The 16,456-nt window shown below is 67.9% G+C and carries 13 protein-coding genes; 8 read left to right on the top strand and 5 right to left on the bottom strand.

Annotated features, from left to right (window positions below; genetic code table 11):
- The first annotated feature begins 2 nt into the window (after positions 1-2).
- The 3 genes from pstB to ACK8HH_RS14765 all read left to right on the top strand — a co-directional run bounded on the left by pstB (position 3) and on the right by ACK8HH_RS14765 (position 3,883).
- Entirely contained in the window at positions 3-779 is a 777-nt protein-coding gene (pstB, locus tag ACK8HH_RS14775; RefSeq protein WP_412475298.1) for a phosphate ABC transporter ATP-binding protein PstB, read from the top strand.
- Positions 780-977: 198 nt separating this feature from the next.
- A complete protein-coding gene (locus ACK8HH_RS14770; RefSeq protein ID WP_006895701.1) occupies positions 978-1,595 on the top strand; it encodes a TetR/AcrR family transcriptional regulator in 618 nt (205 codons plus the stop codon).
- A 47-nt stretch (positions 1,596-1,642) separates the two neighbouring features.
- Entirely contained in the window at positions 1,643-3,883 is a 2,241-nt protein-coding gene (locus ACK8HH_RS14765; protein ID WP_222110971.1) for a CocE/NonD family hydrolase, read from the top strand.
- Between the two features lie 77 nt (positions 3,884-3,960).
- Here ACK8HH_RS14765 and phoU read toward each other — a convergent pair whose 3' ends face one another.
- From phoU to ACK8HH_RS14740, 5 genes are all read right to left on the bottom strand, one after another.
- Positions 3,961-4,623 (bottom strand): phosphate signaling complex protein PhoU, encoded by a 663-nt coding sequence (gene phoU, locus ACK8HH_RS14760; RefSeq protein ID WP_006895699.1) that lies wholly within the window; start codon positions 4,621-4,623, stop codon positions 3,961-3,963.
- Between the two features lie 99 nt (positions 4,624-4,722).
- On the bottom strand, positions 4,723-6,948 hold the full coding sequence (locus tag ACK8HH_RS14755) for an LCP family protein (RefSeq protein ID WP_412475297.1): 2,226 nt from the start codon (positions 6,946-6,948) through the stop codon (positions 4,723-4,725).
- Positions 6,949-7,082: 134 nt separating this feature from the next.
- A complete protein-coding gene (dusB, locus tag ACK8HH_RS14750) occupies positions 7,083-8,216 on the bottom strand; it encodes a tRNA dihydrouridine synthase DusB (RefSeq protein WP_197462897.1) in 1,134 nt (377 codons plus the stop codon).
- A gap of 95 nt (positions 8,217-8,311) precedes the next feature.
- Positions 8,312-9,304 (bottom strand): acyl-ACP desaturase, encoded by a 993-nt coding sequence (locus tag ACK8HH_RS14745; RefSeq protein WP_006895696.1) that lies wholly within the window; start codon positions 9,302-9,304, stop codon positions 8,312-8,314.
- 263 nt (positions 9,305-9,567) lie between these two features.
- Positions 9,568-10,080, bottom strand: a complete 513-nt coding sequence (locus tag ACK8HH_RS14740; RefSeq protein ID WP_412475296.1) for a nuclear transport factor 2 family protein — start codon at positions 10,078-10,080, stop codon at positions 9,568-9,570.
- 129 nt (positions 10,081-10,209) lie between these two features.
- Here ACK8HH_RS14740 and ACK8HH_RS14735 point away from each other — a divergent pair, with 129 nt between their 5' ends.
- From ACK8HH_RS14735 to ACK8HH_RS14715, 5 genes are all read left to right on the top strand, one after another.
- Positions 10,210-11,994 carry a protein kinase domain-containing protein gene (locus tag ACK8HH_RS14735; protein WP_412475295.1) on the top strand — a complete coding sequence of 595 codons (1,785 nt, stop codon included), beginning with the start codon at positions 10,210-10,212 and terminating at the stop codon, positions 11,992-11,994.
- Positions 11,994-12,803 (top strand): hypothetical protein, encoded by an 810-nt coding sequence (locus ACK8HH_RS14730; RefSeq protein ID WP_412475294.1) that lies wholly within the window; start codon positions 11,994-11,996, stop codon positions 12,801-12,803. Before ACK8HH_RS14735 ends, ACK8HH_RS14730 begins: the two co-directional genes overlap by 1 nt.
- A gap of 215 nt (positions 12,804-13,018) precedes the next feature.
- A complete protein-coding gene (locus tag ACK8HH_RS14725; RefSeq protein ID WP_412475293.1) occupies positions 13,019-14,479 on the top strand; it encodes a WS/DGAT/MGAT family O-acyltransferase in 1,461 nt (486 codons plus the stop codon).
- Positions 14,480-14,503: 24 nt separating this feature from the next.
- Positions 14,504-15,181 carry a nitroreductase family protein gene (locus ACK8HH_RS14720; protein ID WP_006895691.1) on the top strand — a complete coding sequence of 226 codons (678 nt, stop codon included), beginning with the start codon at positions 14,504-14,506 and terminating at the stop codon, positions 15,179-15,181.
- Between the two features lie 436 nt (positions 15,182-15,617).
- On the top strand, positions 15,618-16,385 hold the full coding sequence (locus ACK8HH_RS14715) for an alpha/beta fold hydrolase (protein WP_412475292.1): 768 nt from the start codon (positions 15,618-15,620) through the stop codon (positions 16,383-16,385).
- Positions 16,386-16,456 lie beyond the last annotated feature (71 nt).

The raw sequence follows: 16,456 nt of genomic DNA, 5'->3' as shown, positions 1-16,456 counted from the left end.
ACATGGCCAAGAGTCTGACCATCGAGGATCTGAACGTCTACTACGGCGACTTCCACGCCGTGAAGGATGTCTCCCTGACGATCGCGCCGAAGTCGCTGACCGCCTTCATCGGTCCGTCGGGATGCGGTAAGTCCACCGTCCTGCGCACACTCAACCGGATGCACGAGGTGACGCCAGGGGCGTACACCACCGGGTCGGTGAAGCTCGACGAACTCGACCTGTACGGCAGGGGCGTGGACCCGGTGGGGGTGCGCACCACCGTGGGCATGGTGTTCCAGCGGGCGAATCCGTTCCCGACCATGTCCATTCGCGACAACGTGGTGGCGGGGCTCAAACTGGCGGGCGTGCGTGACAAGGCCAGACTCGACGACGTGGCCGAGGCCAGCCTGCGCGGGGCCAACCTGTGGAACGAGGTCAAGGATCGGCTCGACAAGCCGGGCGGCGGACTGTCCGGCGGCCAGCAGCAGCGGCTGTGCATCGCGCGGGCCATCGCGGTGTCACCGCAGGTGCTGCTGATGGACGAGCCGTGTTCGGCGCTCGACCCGATCTCGACCCTCGCGATCGAGGATCTGGTGGCCGAGCTGAAGAACAATTACACGATCGTGATCGTCACGCACAACATGCAGCAGGCGGCGCGGGTGAGCGATCAGACCGCGTTCTTCAATCTCGCCGGTGCGGGACGGCCCGGGGAACTGGTGGAGGCCGGCGCCACCGCCGACATGTTCTCGAATCCGGTTCGGAAGGAGACCGAGGACTACATCTCGGGACGGTTCGGATGACGGTGCGCGTGCGCGCCCGGTGCGGCTCTCGAGGCAGCATCCCCCGGATCTGACATCGACCGGTCGGATCTCACACCGACGGATGCGACGGCGACCCCGGCCACTCTCCGCAGAGAGTGGCCGGGGTTGCCTTTTGCCTAGCCGGTGACTACGGTCACCACAGAACAGTTTCGATCAATTGATCAACTTCGAGGGCAGATGGCGCGACTGACGGTGGAACAGCGGCGCGAAGCAGCGATCGACGCAGCGATGCGGGTGATCGCTCGCGACGGCGTCGAAGCCGCCACTACGCGTCGGATCGCTCTGGAGGCCCAGGTCGGACAGTCGAGCCTGTTCTACGCCTTCGCATCCCGCGACGATCTGCTCGCCGCGGTCGTCGAGACCGGGATCGCGCAAGAGCTGGCCGGCATGGGCGAATGGCTCCGCGAGGCGTCGGCGATGTTCACCACCTCCCAGATGAACATCGCGGATGTCGCGCGGGCCGCATTCGACTCCTTCATGCACGACCTCATCGAGAATCGGGACCGCGAATACGCGTTGGTGGAGCTGGCGCTCTACGCCCGACGAACCGAAGGTCTGGAGCACCTCGCCGAGAGTCTTTACCGCGGCTACAACGAGCTCGTCTCCGGACTGCTCGTGGTCGCGGCCGAGACCACCGGTGTCACGTGGACGCTCCCGGCCGAGGAATTGGCCACGATCGTCGTGGCCATGACCGACGGCATGACTCTCAGCTATCTGTCCACCGGCGACCGTGAAGCGGTCCGACGGATCGCGGACGGCGGTGTGCAGCTGCTGCTGGGTTACGTCGCGCAGTGACCCGTGCGCTGCGGGAGCGCCGGGAGAAGAACAGAATCGGGGATCAGATGTTCTCAGGAAGACGCGCGTTGCGCCGGACCGCGGCCGCGGTCGCCTCGGCGACCGTGCTACTCGCCGCGGTCGGGACGGTGGGCGAATCCGCCGCGGCACAGCCAGTCCACGTCGGCGGCGGGGTGTCGCAGGCGTATCTGACCGACGCGCGGCCGGGTACCGCGCTGACACTCGTCGACGACGCGGGCAATCGTGCGGGCTCGGGCGTCGCCGATTCGCTCGGATCGTTGATCGTGCGCGACCTGCAGCCGGGGCGCTACCGCTTCGTCGGGGCCGGGATCAAGAGCGCGCCGGTCGAGGTGACCGGCAAGGACTCTCCGCCGCCCGCGCCGTCGCTGTACGGGCAGACCCTTCACGAAGGGCTCAACTACATCACGATGCGCGACGGCGTCTCGCTCGCCGCCACGGTTCGGCTGCCGTACGGCAAGAAGCTCTCGGACGGGCCCTTTCCGACCGTGATCGAGTACTCCGGCTACCAGAACGCCGCACCGGACGACCTGGTGGTCGGCGCGGTCGGGGAGAAGGTCGGCCTGAAGGACCCGCAGGCCCCCGACACCTCCGTGATCGTCGGCTCGACGCTGGCGACGCAGATGCTCGGCTTCGCCTCGGTGAGCCTTCAGATGCGGGGAAGCGGTTGCAGTGGAGGAGACTTCGGCCTCTTCGACGATGTCGCGGCGTTCGACGCGTACGACGCGATCGAGACCGTGGGACGCCAGCGATGGGTGTCGGGGCATCGGGTCGGCATGGTCGGCATCTCGTTCTCCGGCATCTCGCAGATGTTCGCCGCGGGTACGCGACCACCCCATCTGGCCGCGATCGCGCCGATGAGCACCACCGATGACCTGTACTCCACCGGTCTGCCGGGCGGCATCTACAACAAGGGTTTCGCGAACTCCTGGCTCCGCGAACGGGTGCAGCAGGCGCAACCCGGGCCGGCAGGCGGACAACCGTGGGTGCGGGCGCGCATCGAGGGCGGCGACAAGACCTGTGCGAACAATCAGAAGCTCCGCCGTCAGACGCAGAACGTGTTCAAGCTGATCCGCGACAACCCGACGCGTGCGGCGAAGGTGTACCAGGAACGCTCCATCCCGGACTGGGCCGACCGCATCGACGTCCCGGTGTTCCTGGTCGGTGCCGCACAGGACGAGCAGACCGGACCCAACTGGGTCAATCTGATCAAGCATCTCGATCACAACCCGAACGTCTGGGTCAACATCATCAACGGGCATCACTTCGATTCGCTCGGACCGCAGATCCTCTCGCGCTGGGCGGAGTTCCTGCAACTGTTCGTCGCGAACCAGGTGCCGCACACGCCGCCCAACATGCAACCGCTGGGCACCGTCGTGTTCCCGGCGGCCACCAATGCACCCGGCCAGCAGATCCCGCCGGTGCGCTTCAGCGATTCGCGCACCGTCGCCGCTGCGAAAGCTCGTTTCAAGGCGCAGACGCCGCGACTGTGGGCACTCTTCGACAACGGCGGTGGCGCAGCCGGTCCCGGCGGGCTCTCGTCGGCGTGGCAGCGATCGCTGTCCGCGTGGCCCACGAGCACCGAGCGGATGTTCCTGAACGACAAGGGCCGGCTCGGTTCCCGGCCCGCCGGCGGAACCGTGTCGTTCGCGCCCAATCCGCTCAACCGGCCGCTGAACACGCTCAAGAACGCCTCCACCGACACGGCGGCGGCATGGGGCATCCACCCGGACTACGACTGGCGGCCCGCACCGGGCCGCAGCGGGCTGGGCTTCATCAGCGCTCCGCTTTCCCGTGACAAGGTGGTTCTCGGGAACGGTTCGGTGACCCTCCGGCTGAAGAGCACGGCGAAGGTCACCGATCTGCAGGTCACGGTCTCTGAGGTGAACGGCAGGGGACAGGAGACATCGGTCGGGACAGGTGTGCTGCGCTCGAGCTTCCGCGGCGACGGCACCGCCCCCGATTTCACCACTCAGACTCCGCTGGCCGACGGATTCAACCAGATCACGATCCCGATCAACCCGTTGATGCACGGGTTCCGAAAGGGCTCACGGATCCGGGTCACGGTCTCCGCACCCGGCGGTGACCTTCCCTCATGGCAGTTCAGCACGCCTGCCACCGGCGGCAAGGTGATCGACACCGTCGACCTGAGCAAGTCGTACGTCACGATCCCGGTGATCGCGGGCGAGGTGCCCGGCGCCGGACCGGATTGCGGCTTCCTGCGCGGTTCGGCCTGCCGCGCCTACAAGCCGGCCTTCAACGGCGGCTGATCGCGCGGAGTGCATTCGTGCGCGAAAGCGCCCTCCGGCTCCGCTGATGCGGATCGCCGGAGGGCGCTTTCGTCGGGTCAGCTCGCCTCGAGCAGTTGTTCGGGAGTCTTCCCGGTGGCTTGGAAGACGACGCGGCGGGCGATGAGGACCGCGTGGTCGGCGAACCGCTCGTAATAGCGGCCCAGGAGAGTGACGTCGACCGCTGCGGCGACACCGTGCGACCACTCGCGGTCCATCATGACGGTGAACAGATGGCGGTGCAGATCGTCCATCGCGTCGTCGTCGTCCATCAGGGTCAGCGCGTCGTGGTAGTCCTGGTTCTCGAGCACGCGGCGTGCGTTCTGCGCGAGCTCGACGGCGAGCCGGCCCATCTCCTCGAAGTACCCCGCGACCTCGTCCGGCAGGACCTTGGCGGGGTGGCGGCGGCGCGCGACCTTCGCCACGTGCAACGCCAGCGCCCCCATCCGGTCGATCTCGGACACCAGCTGGAAGCCGCTCACCACCGAGCGCAGATCACCCGCGACCGGCGCCTGGAGCGCCAGCAGCTGAAACGCCTGATCCTCTGCCTCGGCCGACTTCTCGGCGACCGAGTCGTGGTTGGAGATCACTTCTTCGGCCAGTTCGAGATCGCCCTCGAGCAGTGCCTGGGTGGCCTGAGCCATCGCCGCACCCACCTCGTCGACCATGTCGCCGAGAGCCTTGTTCAGTGCAGCCATCTGCTCCTGATAAGCGTCACGCATGCAACCCAGCTTACGTAAACCGGCCGGCCTCGCCCTTCACCGACGGTGAAGTCGGCGTGAACACTCGGCGCGCAGGTTGTCGCAGCGGTGGCCGACGGGCTACGCGCAGGTCGTGTCGCCTGCGTTGGTGACCGAGAGGTCGTTGGGCAGGTCGCTGTTATCGGTGTTGGCCGGCAGTTCGCCGACGGAGAGCACCGAACCGGCGGTCGGGACCGAACCGATGGTCTGCGTGCCGCCGAAGTCGGACCCGACGATCACCTCGACGCCGGCCTTCACCGTGCTGTCCTCCTGGATCTGCGCTCCGGGGAACATCTTCGCGATCGTCGCCGCGGAGTCCTTCTCGCCCGGACCGTAGCGGACGACCGTGTCGGTCCGCTTCTCCGAGGAGTCGGCGATGCCGGACACGTCGATGCCCTGACGGACCAGTTCCTCCATCACGGACCCCGCGACGCCCGACTCGTCGGTGCCGTTGAGCACGCGCACGCTCATGTTGGACGCGTGCTGAGCGGTGAGTTCGGTCCTCGGCGCCGGGGGCTTCGGGGAAGCGGAGGGCTTCTTGGTGCTCGACGGCTTGGCCTTCTTCTCGCCGGGCAGCGGCTTGTCGTCGATGATCGCGTTGAAGATCGCGTCGATGTCGTCCATCCGCGGGATCTCGTTGTTCTGTCCGTCGGTGGACGTGCCCGAGGTCGGAATGGTCAGGAACGTGACACGCCCGGCTTCCATGCCCTGCATCGACTCGGCGAGCTGGATCAGCGAGTCGGTGTCGACGTTGTCGACGTAGCTGTTGGCGATGAACGAGCGCGCCACCTTGTTGAGCTTCGACGGGTTCGACAAGACGTCGCCCGACAGCGACGACCGCAGCAGCGACGACATGAACAGCTGCTGCCGCTTGATGCGACCGTAATCGCCGTTGCCCTCCGCGGAGATGTGCCGAGCGCGGACGTAGTTGAGGGCCTGGCGGCCGGTGAGCTTCTTGGTGCCGGCCTTCTTGAGGATGGTCCCCAGCTCGTAGTCGTAGAGCGGGACGGTCGAGCACACCTGGACTCCGCCGACCGTGCGGACCACGTCCTCGAACCCGGAGAAGTCCATCGCGATGAAGTGATTGATGTTCAGCCCGCTGATCTGCGTGAGCGTCTTCACCAGGCAGTTGGGGCCGCCGTCGGCGTAGACGCCGTTCAGCTTCACCGAACTCGCGGCCTCGAGCGTCCCGGAGTACTTCTGCGTCGAGTTGTCCCAGTTCTGGCATTCGGGACGGTCGACGGCGAGGTCGCGAGGCCACGACACCGCGACCACCCGGCTGCGGTCGGCGGGGATGTTGACCAGCAGGACGGTATCGGAGCGGGCGCCCTCGACGACGTCGGCGTCGCCCGCGCCCAGCTTGGAGTTCTTTCCCGCGCGGGTGTCGGTGCCGACGATCAGGTACGTCTCGTCGCCGGTCTGATCGCCCGGTTTGCGGACGTTGGAGTTCTCCGGGTCCAGGGCGTTGACGATGTTCCAGCCGCCGTTGATGCTGCGCATCATGTTCCATGCGTAGCCGGTGCCGACCAGCGACAGCACGCAGGCGAGGCCGAGCAGGATGCGCCCGGTGTTGGTGGCGATTCGCGTCGTGCGTTCCTTGCCGGTGGGCTTCGTCCGGCGACCGCCGCGCACGCGGGACAGCGCCGCGGTCAGATCGGGAGTCGGTTCCAGCGGGCGCTTGCGAGTCGGTTCGCCGTTGCCGGGATCGGTCGGCGCGCCGCTCGCGGCGGCACCCGCGGCGGCCGCCGGGCTGCGAGGAGGCGCTGGCGCCGGAGTGGCAGCCGGAGGCGGGGGGACGGACGGGCGTTGCGCTCGGGACTCCTGAGACAAGCGCGCGGCCGTAGTGGTGTCTGAGAGGTCGACCGCCGACGAATCGGCGACCGGCGGGATCATCGCCGTGACCTCGGAGGCCGTCGGGTCGTCAGTGCTCGTCCGGGACGGCTGTGCGGGCGGGGCCGGCGGCTGCGGACGTTGTTGCGGCGCCGGGCGAGGGCTCGGCTGCGCGCGGCGCGGGGGCTGCGGCTGTGCGGCCCGTGCCGGCCCGGAGGCGGTCTCGTCCACCCCCATCTGCTCCATCAACTGGCGGACGGTCAGCCGGCCCCGCGGACGGACGTATCCCTCGCGGGACGACGGCTCCCGCAGACCCTCGGCGCGCTGACCGGCCGCACCGGGCTGTGACGGAGCGGCGTCGCCGAACCGTTCGCGGAAGTCGTAGGCACCGGATGTCCGGCCCGCCCGACGGGGTCGCCGGGGCTGTGCCGACTCGTCGTCATCGGGCTCGGGAGAGCCTGGGCGGTCAGAACTCACAGTGCTTCTTTCGTATGCGGCAGTGGTCTCGCAGTGGTCGCCGGGCAGGCCCGGAGTGCACACGCCACGCGTGCTCGGCACATCTTAATGCCGAGACCTGAGAACTCTCTGCGGTGCGCCCCGTCGGCGAGGGCTCAGCCGCCCGAGTGCATGATCTCGGCACCCTCGGGGACGACGTCCTCTTCGGGGTCGTCGAGCCATCCTTCGGGCAGCGCCACCGACGCGGGCGAACCCTGGCGGCCCCGCGGGCCATGACCGTCAGCGGGAAAGGGGACGTCGGAGGGCAGCTCGGCGACGAGTTCGCGCAGGTCGTCGAGGGTTTTCACCAGAGAGAGCGAGGAGCGCAGGTCGGAGCCGGCTGGGAAGCCGCGCAGATACCAGGCGACGTGCTTGCGAATCTCCCGCATGCCCTTGTCCTCGCCGTGGTGCGAGGCGAGCAGTTCGCCGTGCCGGATCATGATTTCGCCCACTTCGCCGAGGTCGGGCGGAGTGGGCGCATTCACACCGGCCAACCGTGCTGACAGCTCGGCGAACAGCCACGGGCGGCCGAGACAGCCGCGGCCGATGACCACGCCGTCGCAGCCTGTCTGCTCCATCATGCGGACGGCGTCCTCGGCCTCGAAGATGTCGCCGTTGCCGAGCACGGGCACGGTGGTGACATGCTCCTTCAGGCGCGCGATCTCGTCCCACGCCGCCGTGCCCGAGTAGCGCTGCGATGCGGTGCGGGCATGCAGCGCCACGGCTTGGGCGCCTTCCTCGGCGGCGATCCGTCCGGCGTCGAGATGCGTGTGGTGCTCATCGTCGATGCCGATGCGGAACTTGACGGTGACCGGGATGTCGGTGCCCTCGGTGGCGCGCACGGCGGCGGCGACGATGTTGCGGAACAAGCGTCGCTTGTAGGGGATCGCCGACCCGCCGCCCTTGCGGGTGACCTTCGGGACCGGGCAGCCGAAGTTCATGTCGATGTGGTCGGCGAGATCCTCGTCGACGATCATCTTGGCCGCGCGGTAGGTGTATTCCGGATCGACCGTGTAGAGCTGCATCGATCGCGGTGACTCGCTCGGATCGAAGGTCGTCATGTGCATCGTGACCGGATGCCGCTCCACGAGCGCCCGCGCCGTGACCATCTCGCAGACGTAGAGGCCGGAGACGGTTCCGGTCCGTGCGAGTTCGAGCTCACGGCAGAGCACGCGGAAGGCCACGTTGGTGACGCCGGCCATCGGTGCCAGCACCACCGGGCTGTTCAACTCGATCGACCCGATCCGCAGCGGGGTGCGATCAGTGGACGGACGCTGGAGAGACGACGGCGCACCGGCGCCCTCGGAGGTCTCCGAAGGCGCCGGTGCAGTCAGTGCGGTGGTACTCAGGATGCTTGCTTCTCCCGCTTGGCCGCCTCGCGAGCGAGCGCGCGGTCGCGCATCTCCTCGAAGCGGGTCGCGTCCTTGTCGAGCTGGTCGAGGAAGGCCGCGAGCTCGTCGCGGGTCTTCTCGCCGGCGGGGCTGAAGTCGTTTCGCTCGAAGACGTTCCATTTCCGGAGAACCGGCTGGACGACCTCTTCGAGGTGCTGGCGCAGATCGTAGATGCCGTGCTTGGCCATCAGCACGCCGTGGCGCCGGAAGTTCGGCATACCCGCTCCGGGCATCTGGAAGTTGGTGACGATGTCGGTGACCGCGCGCAATGTCTGGTCGGGCGCCAGATCCATGCCGGCCCCGCAGATGTTGCGGTAGAAGATCATGTGCAGATTCTCGTCGGCGGCGATGCGCTGCAGCATCCGGTCGGCGATCGGATCGTTGCACGCCTTACCGGTGTTGCGGTGGCTCACGCGGGTCGCGAGTTCCTGGAAGGTGACGTACGCGACCGAGTGCAGCAGCCCGATCTCCTCGCCGTTCGCCTTCATCTCGTCGGCGCGGTCCGCAGCCGCGAGCATCGGATCGTAGCCGTTGGTCATGTGGATCATGCGCGCCTCTTCGAGGGCCACCGGGTCGACGCCGCGGGTCACGACCAGGTAGTCGCGCATCACGATGCCGTGACGGTCCTCCTCGGCGGTCCAGCGACCGACCCAATGGCCCCAGGCGGAGTCCATCGAGAAGTTCTCGGCGATCACGCGGTGGTACGAGGGCAGGTTGTCCTCGGTCAGCAGGTTGGTGATCATCGCGGCCTTGGCGACCTCGTCGAGCTGCGAGTCCTCGGGCTCGTAGTCCCTGCCGCCCAGAGCCGCGTAGTTCTTGCCCTCGTCCCACGGCACGTAGTCGTGCGGGTTCCAGTCGCGTGCCGTCTTGAGGTGGCGATTGACGTTGGCCTCTGCCGTCGGCTCCAACTCCTTGAGGAGTTCGAGTTGTGTGAGTTGACGTGCCATCGGTGTTCCTCTGGTCGGGTTCAGGTCGTGTCGGGTCGCGGCCGAGCACCGCCGCGACGTGCCCGACATGCATATTCGGACTCCAGGCTACGTCACATGGACGCATGCCCCAAGTCTCCGCGCGCCCTGTGGGGGCGCTGAGAAACCGCAGCCCTCGGTGCGTAGATCGTCTGCCCGGGGCAGATCCGTTAACGTGCGGCCCGGTGGGTTACGTCACCGTAGGTTACCGCGAGGTCGGTAGTGAGGAGCGGTCGAAACGCCGGTCACCGCCGACCGAACATCGGGCCGGTCTTCTCCAGCCACCGGCGTCCGGCGTCGTCGAGCGTGCCCAGTTCGGCGGCGCGGTCACACCACGCCAGAGCCATCTGAGCGAACTCCATCGGGTTGTAGATGTCCTCCTCGCAGCTCCACAGCCCGTCGCCCGCGTAGGTGAGGATGGTGATGTTGGTGGCCGTGAACACCGAACCGTCGCCCGGATCGATCATCGGGTTGTCGATCTCGCAGATCACTCGGCCGGTCGCCGGATCGGCGACGTGCCAGAGCGACGGGTACTCGGCCATGTGGCTTCCGGGGAACGAGTGCATCGTCTTGTTCACCCAGGTGCGGATCGCCTCGCGGCCGTCGAATCGGCCGTAGGCGTGCTCGATGTACGTCGCGTCGACGGTGAACTGATCGGCCCATCGATCCCAGTCCTTACTGATCGCCACATCGGCGACGGTCTGCTGGAACTGAGCGAACGCGGTGTCGAGCTCGTCTGCGGAGAAGGATGCGGTCATGTCGGCCGATGGTAGGGGCGGGCCGCGGCGGACGGCCGTCATTCGGCGGGGATAGGCGCACATCTGATCTCCACGCCGCGCAGGTAGCATTCGGCGCGAACGGCAGTCACCTGGTGAAACGGCGGAGGAATGTTCGGAATCGGCGACGACATCGCGGGCTACCGCGTCCAAGCGGTGCTCGGCGCCGGAGGGATGGGCGAGGTCTATGAGGCGGCCCACCCGCGCCTGCCGCGCAGCGATGCGATCAAGGTGCTCCGGTCGGCACACGGCTCCGATCCGGTGGTGCGCCGGCGGTTCGAACGCGAGGCCGATCTGATGGCGCCGTTGACGCACCCGAACCTCGTGCGCGTCTACGACAGGGGCGGATTCGGCGACGTCCTGTGGATCGCGATGGAACTCGTGCCGGGCACCGATGCGTCGAAGATATCGAAGGCGTCGCCCGCCGGGATGGATCCGCGGCTGGTCGTCAACATCGTCAACGGCGTGGCCGCCGGCCTCGACGTCGCCCATCGTCACGGTGTACTCCACCGTGATGTGAAGCCCGCGAACATCCTGATCACCCCCGGCGGAGATCCGGTGAACCCGGAGGCGGTCAAAGTGACCGACTTCGGCATCGCTCAGGCGCTCGGCGAAGCGGGAGCGGGACTCACCAGCACCGTAACCACGGTCGGCACCATGCGGTACTGCTCGCCGGAACAGATCGACGGCCGCCGGGTGGACGCCCGCAGCGACATCTACTCGCTCGCGGCCACCACGTTCGAACTGCTGACCGGCAGCGCACCGTACGACTCGACCAGTCTGCAGGGACTGATGACGGCACATCTGTTCGCCGAACCGCCGCGGGCGTCCGAGCGGACGCGCTCGCTGCCGCCGGCCGTCGATGACGTGTTGCGAGCGGGCCTCGCGAAGGATCCCGCCGCCCGGCCACCGACGGCGACGGCTTTCGCCCGCGCGTTGTACTCGGCGTTCACCGGAGGACCGGTGAATGTGACGCCCAGCGGTCCGATGTTCGCGAACACTCCCGGTGCACCCGTCCCCGGACCGCACCGGGCGGGTGGCCCGTCCGGCCCGGCACCGGTGCCCACGGGGAGCCCGGACCGCTCGCACGGGGATCACTGGTACCGGCGGACTCCCGCGCTCGCGACCGTCGCGGTCGTTGCGGCACTGGCCCTGGGAGTGGGTGGAGCGTTCGCGTGGAACAGTGCGTCGGGCCTGTCGACACCGTCGTCACCGGAGGCGAAGATGACCGCCGAGGGCGTCGACCTGTCGTGGCCGGCGGTGAGCGGGGCCGAGCAGTACCTGATCAAACAGGACGACGTCGTCATCGACGTCACCGACGACAATTCCTATGTGGTCCGGTCTCCGGTCCCCGGCGAGCACTCCTACTCGGTGGCGGCCCGCTCGACGTCGTCGGGCGGTTCGGCGTTCTCCGACCGGGCCGAGCTGACGGTCACCCAGACGTGGGGCGAGTTCCTCGACATGGCGAAGCTCTATCCGGAACTCGTACCGGCCACCCCGGTGAATTCGAACGGCTTCGAATCGCTCTGGTGCCGCGGACTGGGGCCGTACCCGGTGGACGACGACCAGAAGACGTCCCGGCCGATCGTGTGCGACAAGATCGACGGCGCCGATCGGCAGTACTCGGTGCAGATCGCCGCGTACGCGAACAGTGATGATGCGGGGACGGCCGCCGTAGGCCAGTTGCCGATCACGGCTCCGACCGACTTCGGCTTCAAGACCGCCCAGGGCACCAAGGGGCGGCTCTCGACGGGCGTGCAGAGCTCCGAGGCGAGAGCGGTATTCGTCTATTCCAGTTCGGACGATCCGCGCGCGCGTACCTACGTCGAGGTGGCCGTGCCGGACTCCAAGGACCCGAAGCAAGCGCGGGCGATCATGGAAAGGCTGCCGTTCTGATGAACGAACCGAGCGCACCCGGACGTGCCCGGACACCCGCCAGGCCCGTGCTGATCATCGCCGCGGTCGCCGTGCTGGTGCTGCTGGCATCGTTGTTCGCCGTGCGGGCGATGCTGGGCGGTTCGGCCCCGGACGCACCGGGCGGACTCAGTCTGTCGGCGGACGGCGGCCAGGTGAAAGCGGTCTGGAACGGCGTCTCCGGTGCGGACGAGTATCTGCTGATCCGGGACGACGGGGTGGTCGTCTACTCCGGGCCCGACACCACCGCGGTCGATCGGACCGCGGGCACCGGCGACCATCGCTACCGCCTGCGCGCCGCGGATTCGGGCCGGTGGTCGGCCGACGGTGCCGAGAGCAAGGTGACGGTGGTGTCCGGCTGGGGCGAGCTCGGCCCGCTGGCCGCACAGTTCCCCCGGCTGCTTCCGCAGACACCCGAGGCGACGGGATGGCAGGACCTCACCTGCCGCTCGATGGTCCGGGCGATGCCCGCCGAGCGCGGCCCGTCGAACACCGGATCGGGGCGAGCGCTGGTGAAGAGCCGCATGCACTGCTTCAACTCGGAAATGGTGATCCAGCCGGCGTGGATGACGTCGAAGGACGCCACCGACCAGGTGTTCACAGACATCTCGAAGAACGCCTCGCCGGAGTCGATCGGCTGGCGTCACGGTACCGGCTACGTGGTCGAATCCGAGCATGCGGCGTACCTGCGTCTGGCCGACCGCGACGACGTCGTGTTCACCGTTCTCCTCGACCGGGGCGGCAGGAGGGAACTGCTCGACGTCGCCAACCGACTGCCGATCGACGAGTAGCAGTCCGGCCGCGGTCGGTGATCGGGCAGGCCCCGCCCGGGCGGCGCCTGCCTTCGTGCACGCACTGTCGGTCCACGGCGCTACTGTGAATAAGCACCTGTGAGAACCCGTTTCAGGCGCTCGGGAACAGTGGAATACAGGACAGTGGCATACAGAACAGTGGCAGACACGGACTGTGGCAGACACGGACTGTCATACAAGGATTGGGGGCCGTCGTGCAGAGGTTGAGCGGTCTGGACGCGTCGTTCCTCTACTTGGAGACGCCGTCTCAGGTGATGAACGTCGCCGCCATCGTGGAGGTGGATCCCTCGACCATCCCGGGCGGATACACGTTCAATTCGCTGCGGCTGGAGATGGAGCGCCGGGTCCGCGGTCTCCCGATGCTGCGCCGCCGGCTCGCCGACTCGCTGACCAATGTGGACCACCCGGTGTGGGTGGAGGACGAAGACTTCGACATCGAGCGGCACGTCCACCGGATAGCGGTGCCCGCACCCGGAGGCATCGAGGAGATGGCGGCCCTCTGCGGGCACCTCGTGGCCCAGGTGATGGATCGGAAGAAGCCGCTGTGGGACCTGTGGGTTCTGGAGGGATTGTCCGAAGGGGCGATCGCGCTGGTGCTGCGCATGCACCACGCCTGCGTGGACGGTGCCACCGTCGCCGAGATCCTCGGCGAACTCGCGACGTCCACTCCCGAACCATCCGCGCTGGACGCTGCTCGGGTGAAGGAGAGCGCCGGAGGCGCCTCGCGACCCGGCATGGCTTTCGGCGGTGCGGTCAACTTCTTCGTGCAGCGTCCGATCGCAGCGATGAAGCTGATCCCGAAGACGCTCCCGGTGCCGTTCGAATGGTTCAAACGAGTACGGTCCGGCGACGGCATGCCCGCACCCTTCCTCGCTCCGCGGACCCGGTTCAACGGGCCGTTGACTCCGCGCCGGAACCTGGCCTTCGCGCGGTTGCCGCTCGGTGACGTCAAGCGTGTCAAAGACCACTTCGGTGTCAAGGTGAACGATGTGGTGCTGGCGATGGCGGGCGGCGCGCTCCGCGAGTACCTCCAGACGCGCGGCGAACTCCCCGAGGAGCCGTTGGTCGGGCTCGTCCCGGTCTCGCTGCGCGGGGTCACCGAGGACGATCTCATCGAGACCGGCACCAACAAGGTCACCGGTATGTTCACCCGTCTCCCGACGTCGGTGGCCGATCCGGTGGAGCGCATTCGGCTGGCGGGCAAGTACGCCAGGCAGGCGAAGGGGCATCACCAGGGCATCGATGCGAATCTGCTGCGCGCATACGCGGAGTTCGCGCCGGGCAACACCCTCGGCGCTCTGATGCGCCTCTACTCCGACCGCCGTCTCTCCGGCCTGCACCCGCCGATCTTCAACGCGGTCATCTCCAACGTCGCGGGGCCGGACTATCCGATGTACCTGCTCGGCGCGAGAGTGAAGGCGGTGTACCCGATGGGGCCGATCTTCCACGGCCTCGGGCTCAACATCACGGTGATGTCGGTGGACGGCGAGCTGAATGTCGGGCTGCTGTCGTGCCCGGATCTCTCACCGGATCTGTGGGACCTGGTCCGCGGATTCGGGACGCAGCTCGAGGAACTGGTGGCCGCGGTCGAGGCCGATGCGAACGGCGATTCGTCCGACGACGGCCCGTCGGATACCGGCCGACAGAGCGAGTAGAACGAACCCTCACGGGAGACGGCAATGGAATTCGACGACGTGGTCAAGACGACGTTCGCAGCGCGCAGTTTCACCGACGATCCGGTTCCGGACGAGCGGCTGTCGGAGATCCTCGACATCGCGAGGTTCGCGCCGAGCGGCGGCAACCGACAGGGTGTGCGCGTGATCGTGGTCCGGGATCCGGGTACGAAAGCTCAGTTGGCCGAGTTGAGCAAGCCCGCGGCTCGGCGGTACCTGGCTCAGCGCTTCGCGGGAGAGAACCCGTGGAACCCGGTGCACCCGAGTGCCGTCACCGCGACCGATCTCGCTGAGACGCCCGGAGTCGACGAGTTCGTCGCGCCGATCGCGGCTGCGCCGGTGGTCTTGGTGGTGGCCGTCGACCTGGCGGTGGTGGCGGCCACCGATTCCGAACTCGACCGGGTGGGCGTGGTCTCCGGAGCGTCGGTGTATCCGCTCGTGTGGAACATCCTCACCACCGCCCGGTCGCGGGGATACGGCGGGACGATCACGACGATGGTCAGCGCGCAGGAGCCCGCGGTGCGCGAACTGCTTGGCATCCCCGAGACCTTCGCCGTGGCCGCCGCCGTACCGATCGGCCGGCCGGTGAAGCAGCTCACCCGGCTCCGGCGACGGCCGGTGAGCGATTTCGTCACCCTGGAGCGCTTCGACGGAACGGCTCTGGCCGGCCCGGCGGATCGGTGACCCCGCGACTCCCGCTCTGACTCGCGACTCCGCACGGCAGCCGATCGCACCGGGGAACGTGCGACGAGGGGCGCGCGGACATGCCGCGCGCCCCTCGTCGTCAGCTGGAACTAGTCGCTGCTGCCGCCGCCGAGCAGGCTGGAGAGGCTGCCCAGGTCGCTGGAGCCGCCGCTGCTGCCGCTGTCGCCGCCGCCGAGCAGACTGAGGATGAGGTTGATGATCTCCATGCGAATGTCCTTCCGAGACAAGTGAATTGGGAGGGTGAGGGCGATTGCGTCAATCGCCGACGGGTGTGACACTACGTACTCTCGCAGCAGTTAGTGAACTGCATCACGGAATGTTTCACGCGATCGGGCGACATATGGCGGCACGGAATCGACGTTTCGCGTGTCGGGCGTCCCGAATCTGGCTTCTGTCTGGGGCCTATCCTGGTGCGATGCGCGTGATTCACAGTGCCGACCCGGCGGAACCCGACCTCGCGGTCGACGTCTCGGGGTGTCCGACCGCCGGTGGGCCGCCGGTGGTCCTGGTACACGGAATGGGTGGCGACCACACCACGTGGCATTCAACGGTTCGCACGCTACGTGCCACCTGTCGTGCCACCGTGGCCGTGGACCTGCGCGGTCATGGGCGCAGCGGGCGCGCCGCGGACTATCGCCTCGACGACTTCGCGGCCGATCTCGGACGCGTGGTCGATGAACTGCGCCTGGTCCGGTTCGACCTCGTCGGGCATTCCCTGGGCGCGCACACCGCACTGCGCTATGCGATGAACCGGCCCGACCGCGTCCGTCGCCTCGTACTGGAGGAGATACCGCCGATGCCTCGCGATGAGGCGGATCTCGCCGAACAGATCGCACCGACCGCGACTCTGGGCGAGCGGATCCGCGGTGTCGGCGCGCTGCTCGCACGTCCGGGCCCGTTTCTTCGCTTCGACCGTTCGCTGCCCGACACCGTGCTGCGGCAGTTCGACGTCCCCGAACCCGAATGGTGGGCTCGGCTCAACACTGTGCCGGCGTCGGCATTGGTGATCTCCGGAGGCGCCCGCAGCTTTCTGCCGGGCCGGCATCTGCAGTCTCTCGCCGATGCGTTGCCGCGTGGCCGAATGGTCACGATCGATGCTGGGCACAGTGTTCACCGCGACCGCGGTCCGGAGTTCCTGTCCGCGCTGGTGGCGCATCTCGATGAGCCGGACGGGCAGGACTGACGCAGTCGGTGCGATCGAGCGATCCGAGTGTCAGCCGCGCAGGGCGGAGGCGAGGATTCCGGGAACCAGGG

The organism is Gordonia sp. LUNF6, assembly GCF_047041125.1.
GTDB classification, from domain to species: Bacteria; Actinomycetota; Actinomycetes; order Mycobacteriales; family Mycobacteriaceae; genus Gordonia; species Gordonia sihwensis.
Note: the sequence above shows the minus strand (reverse complement) of the source record. Positions and strands in the feature narration are given on the sequence as shown.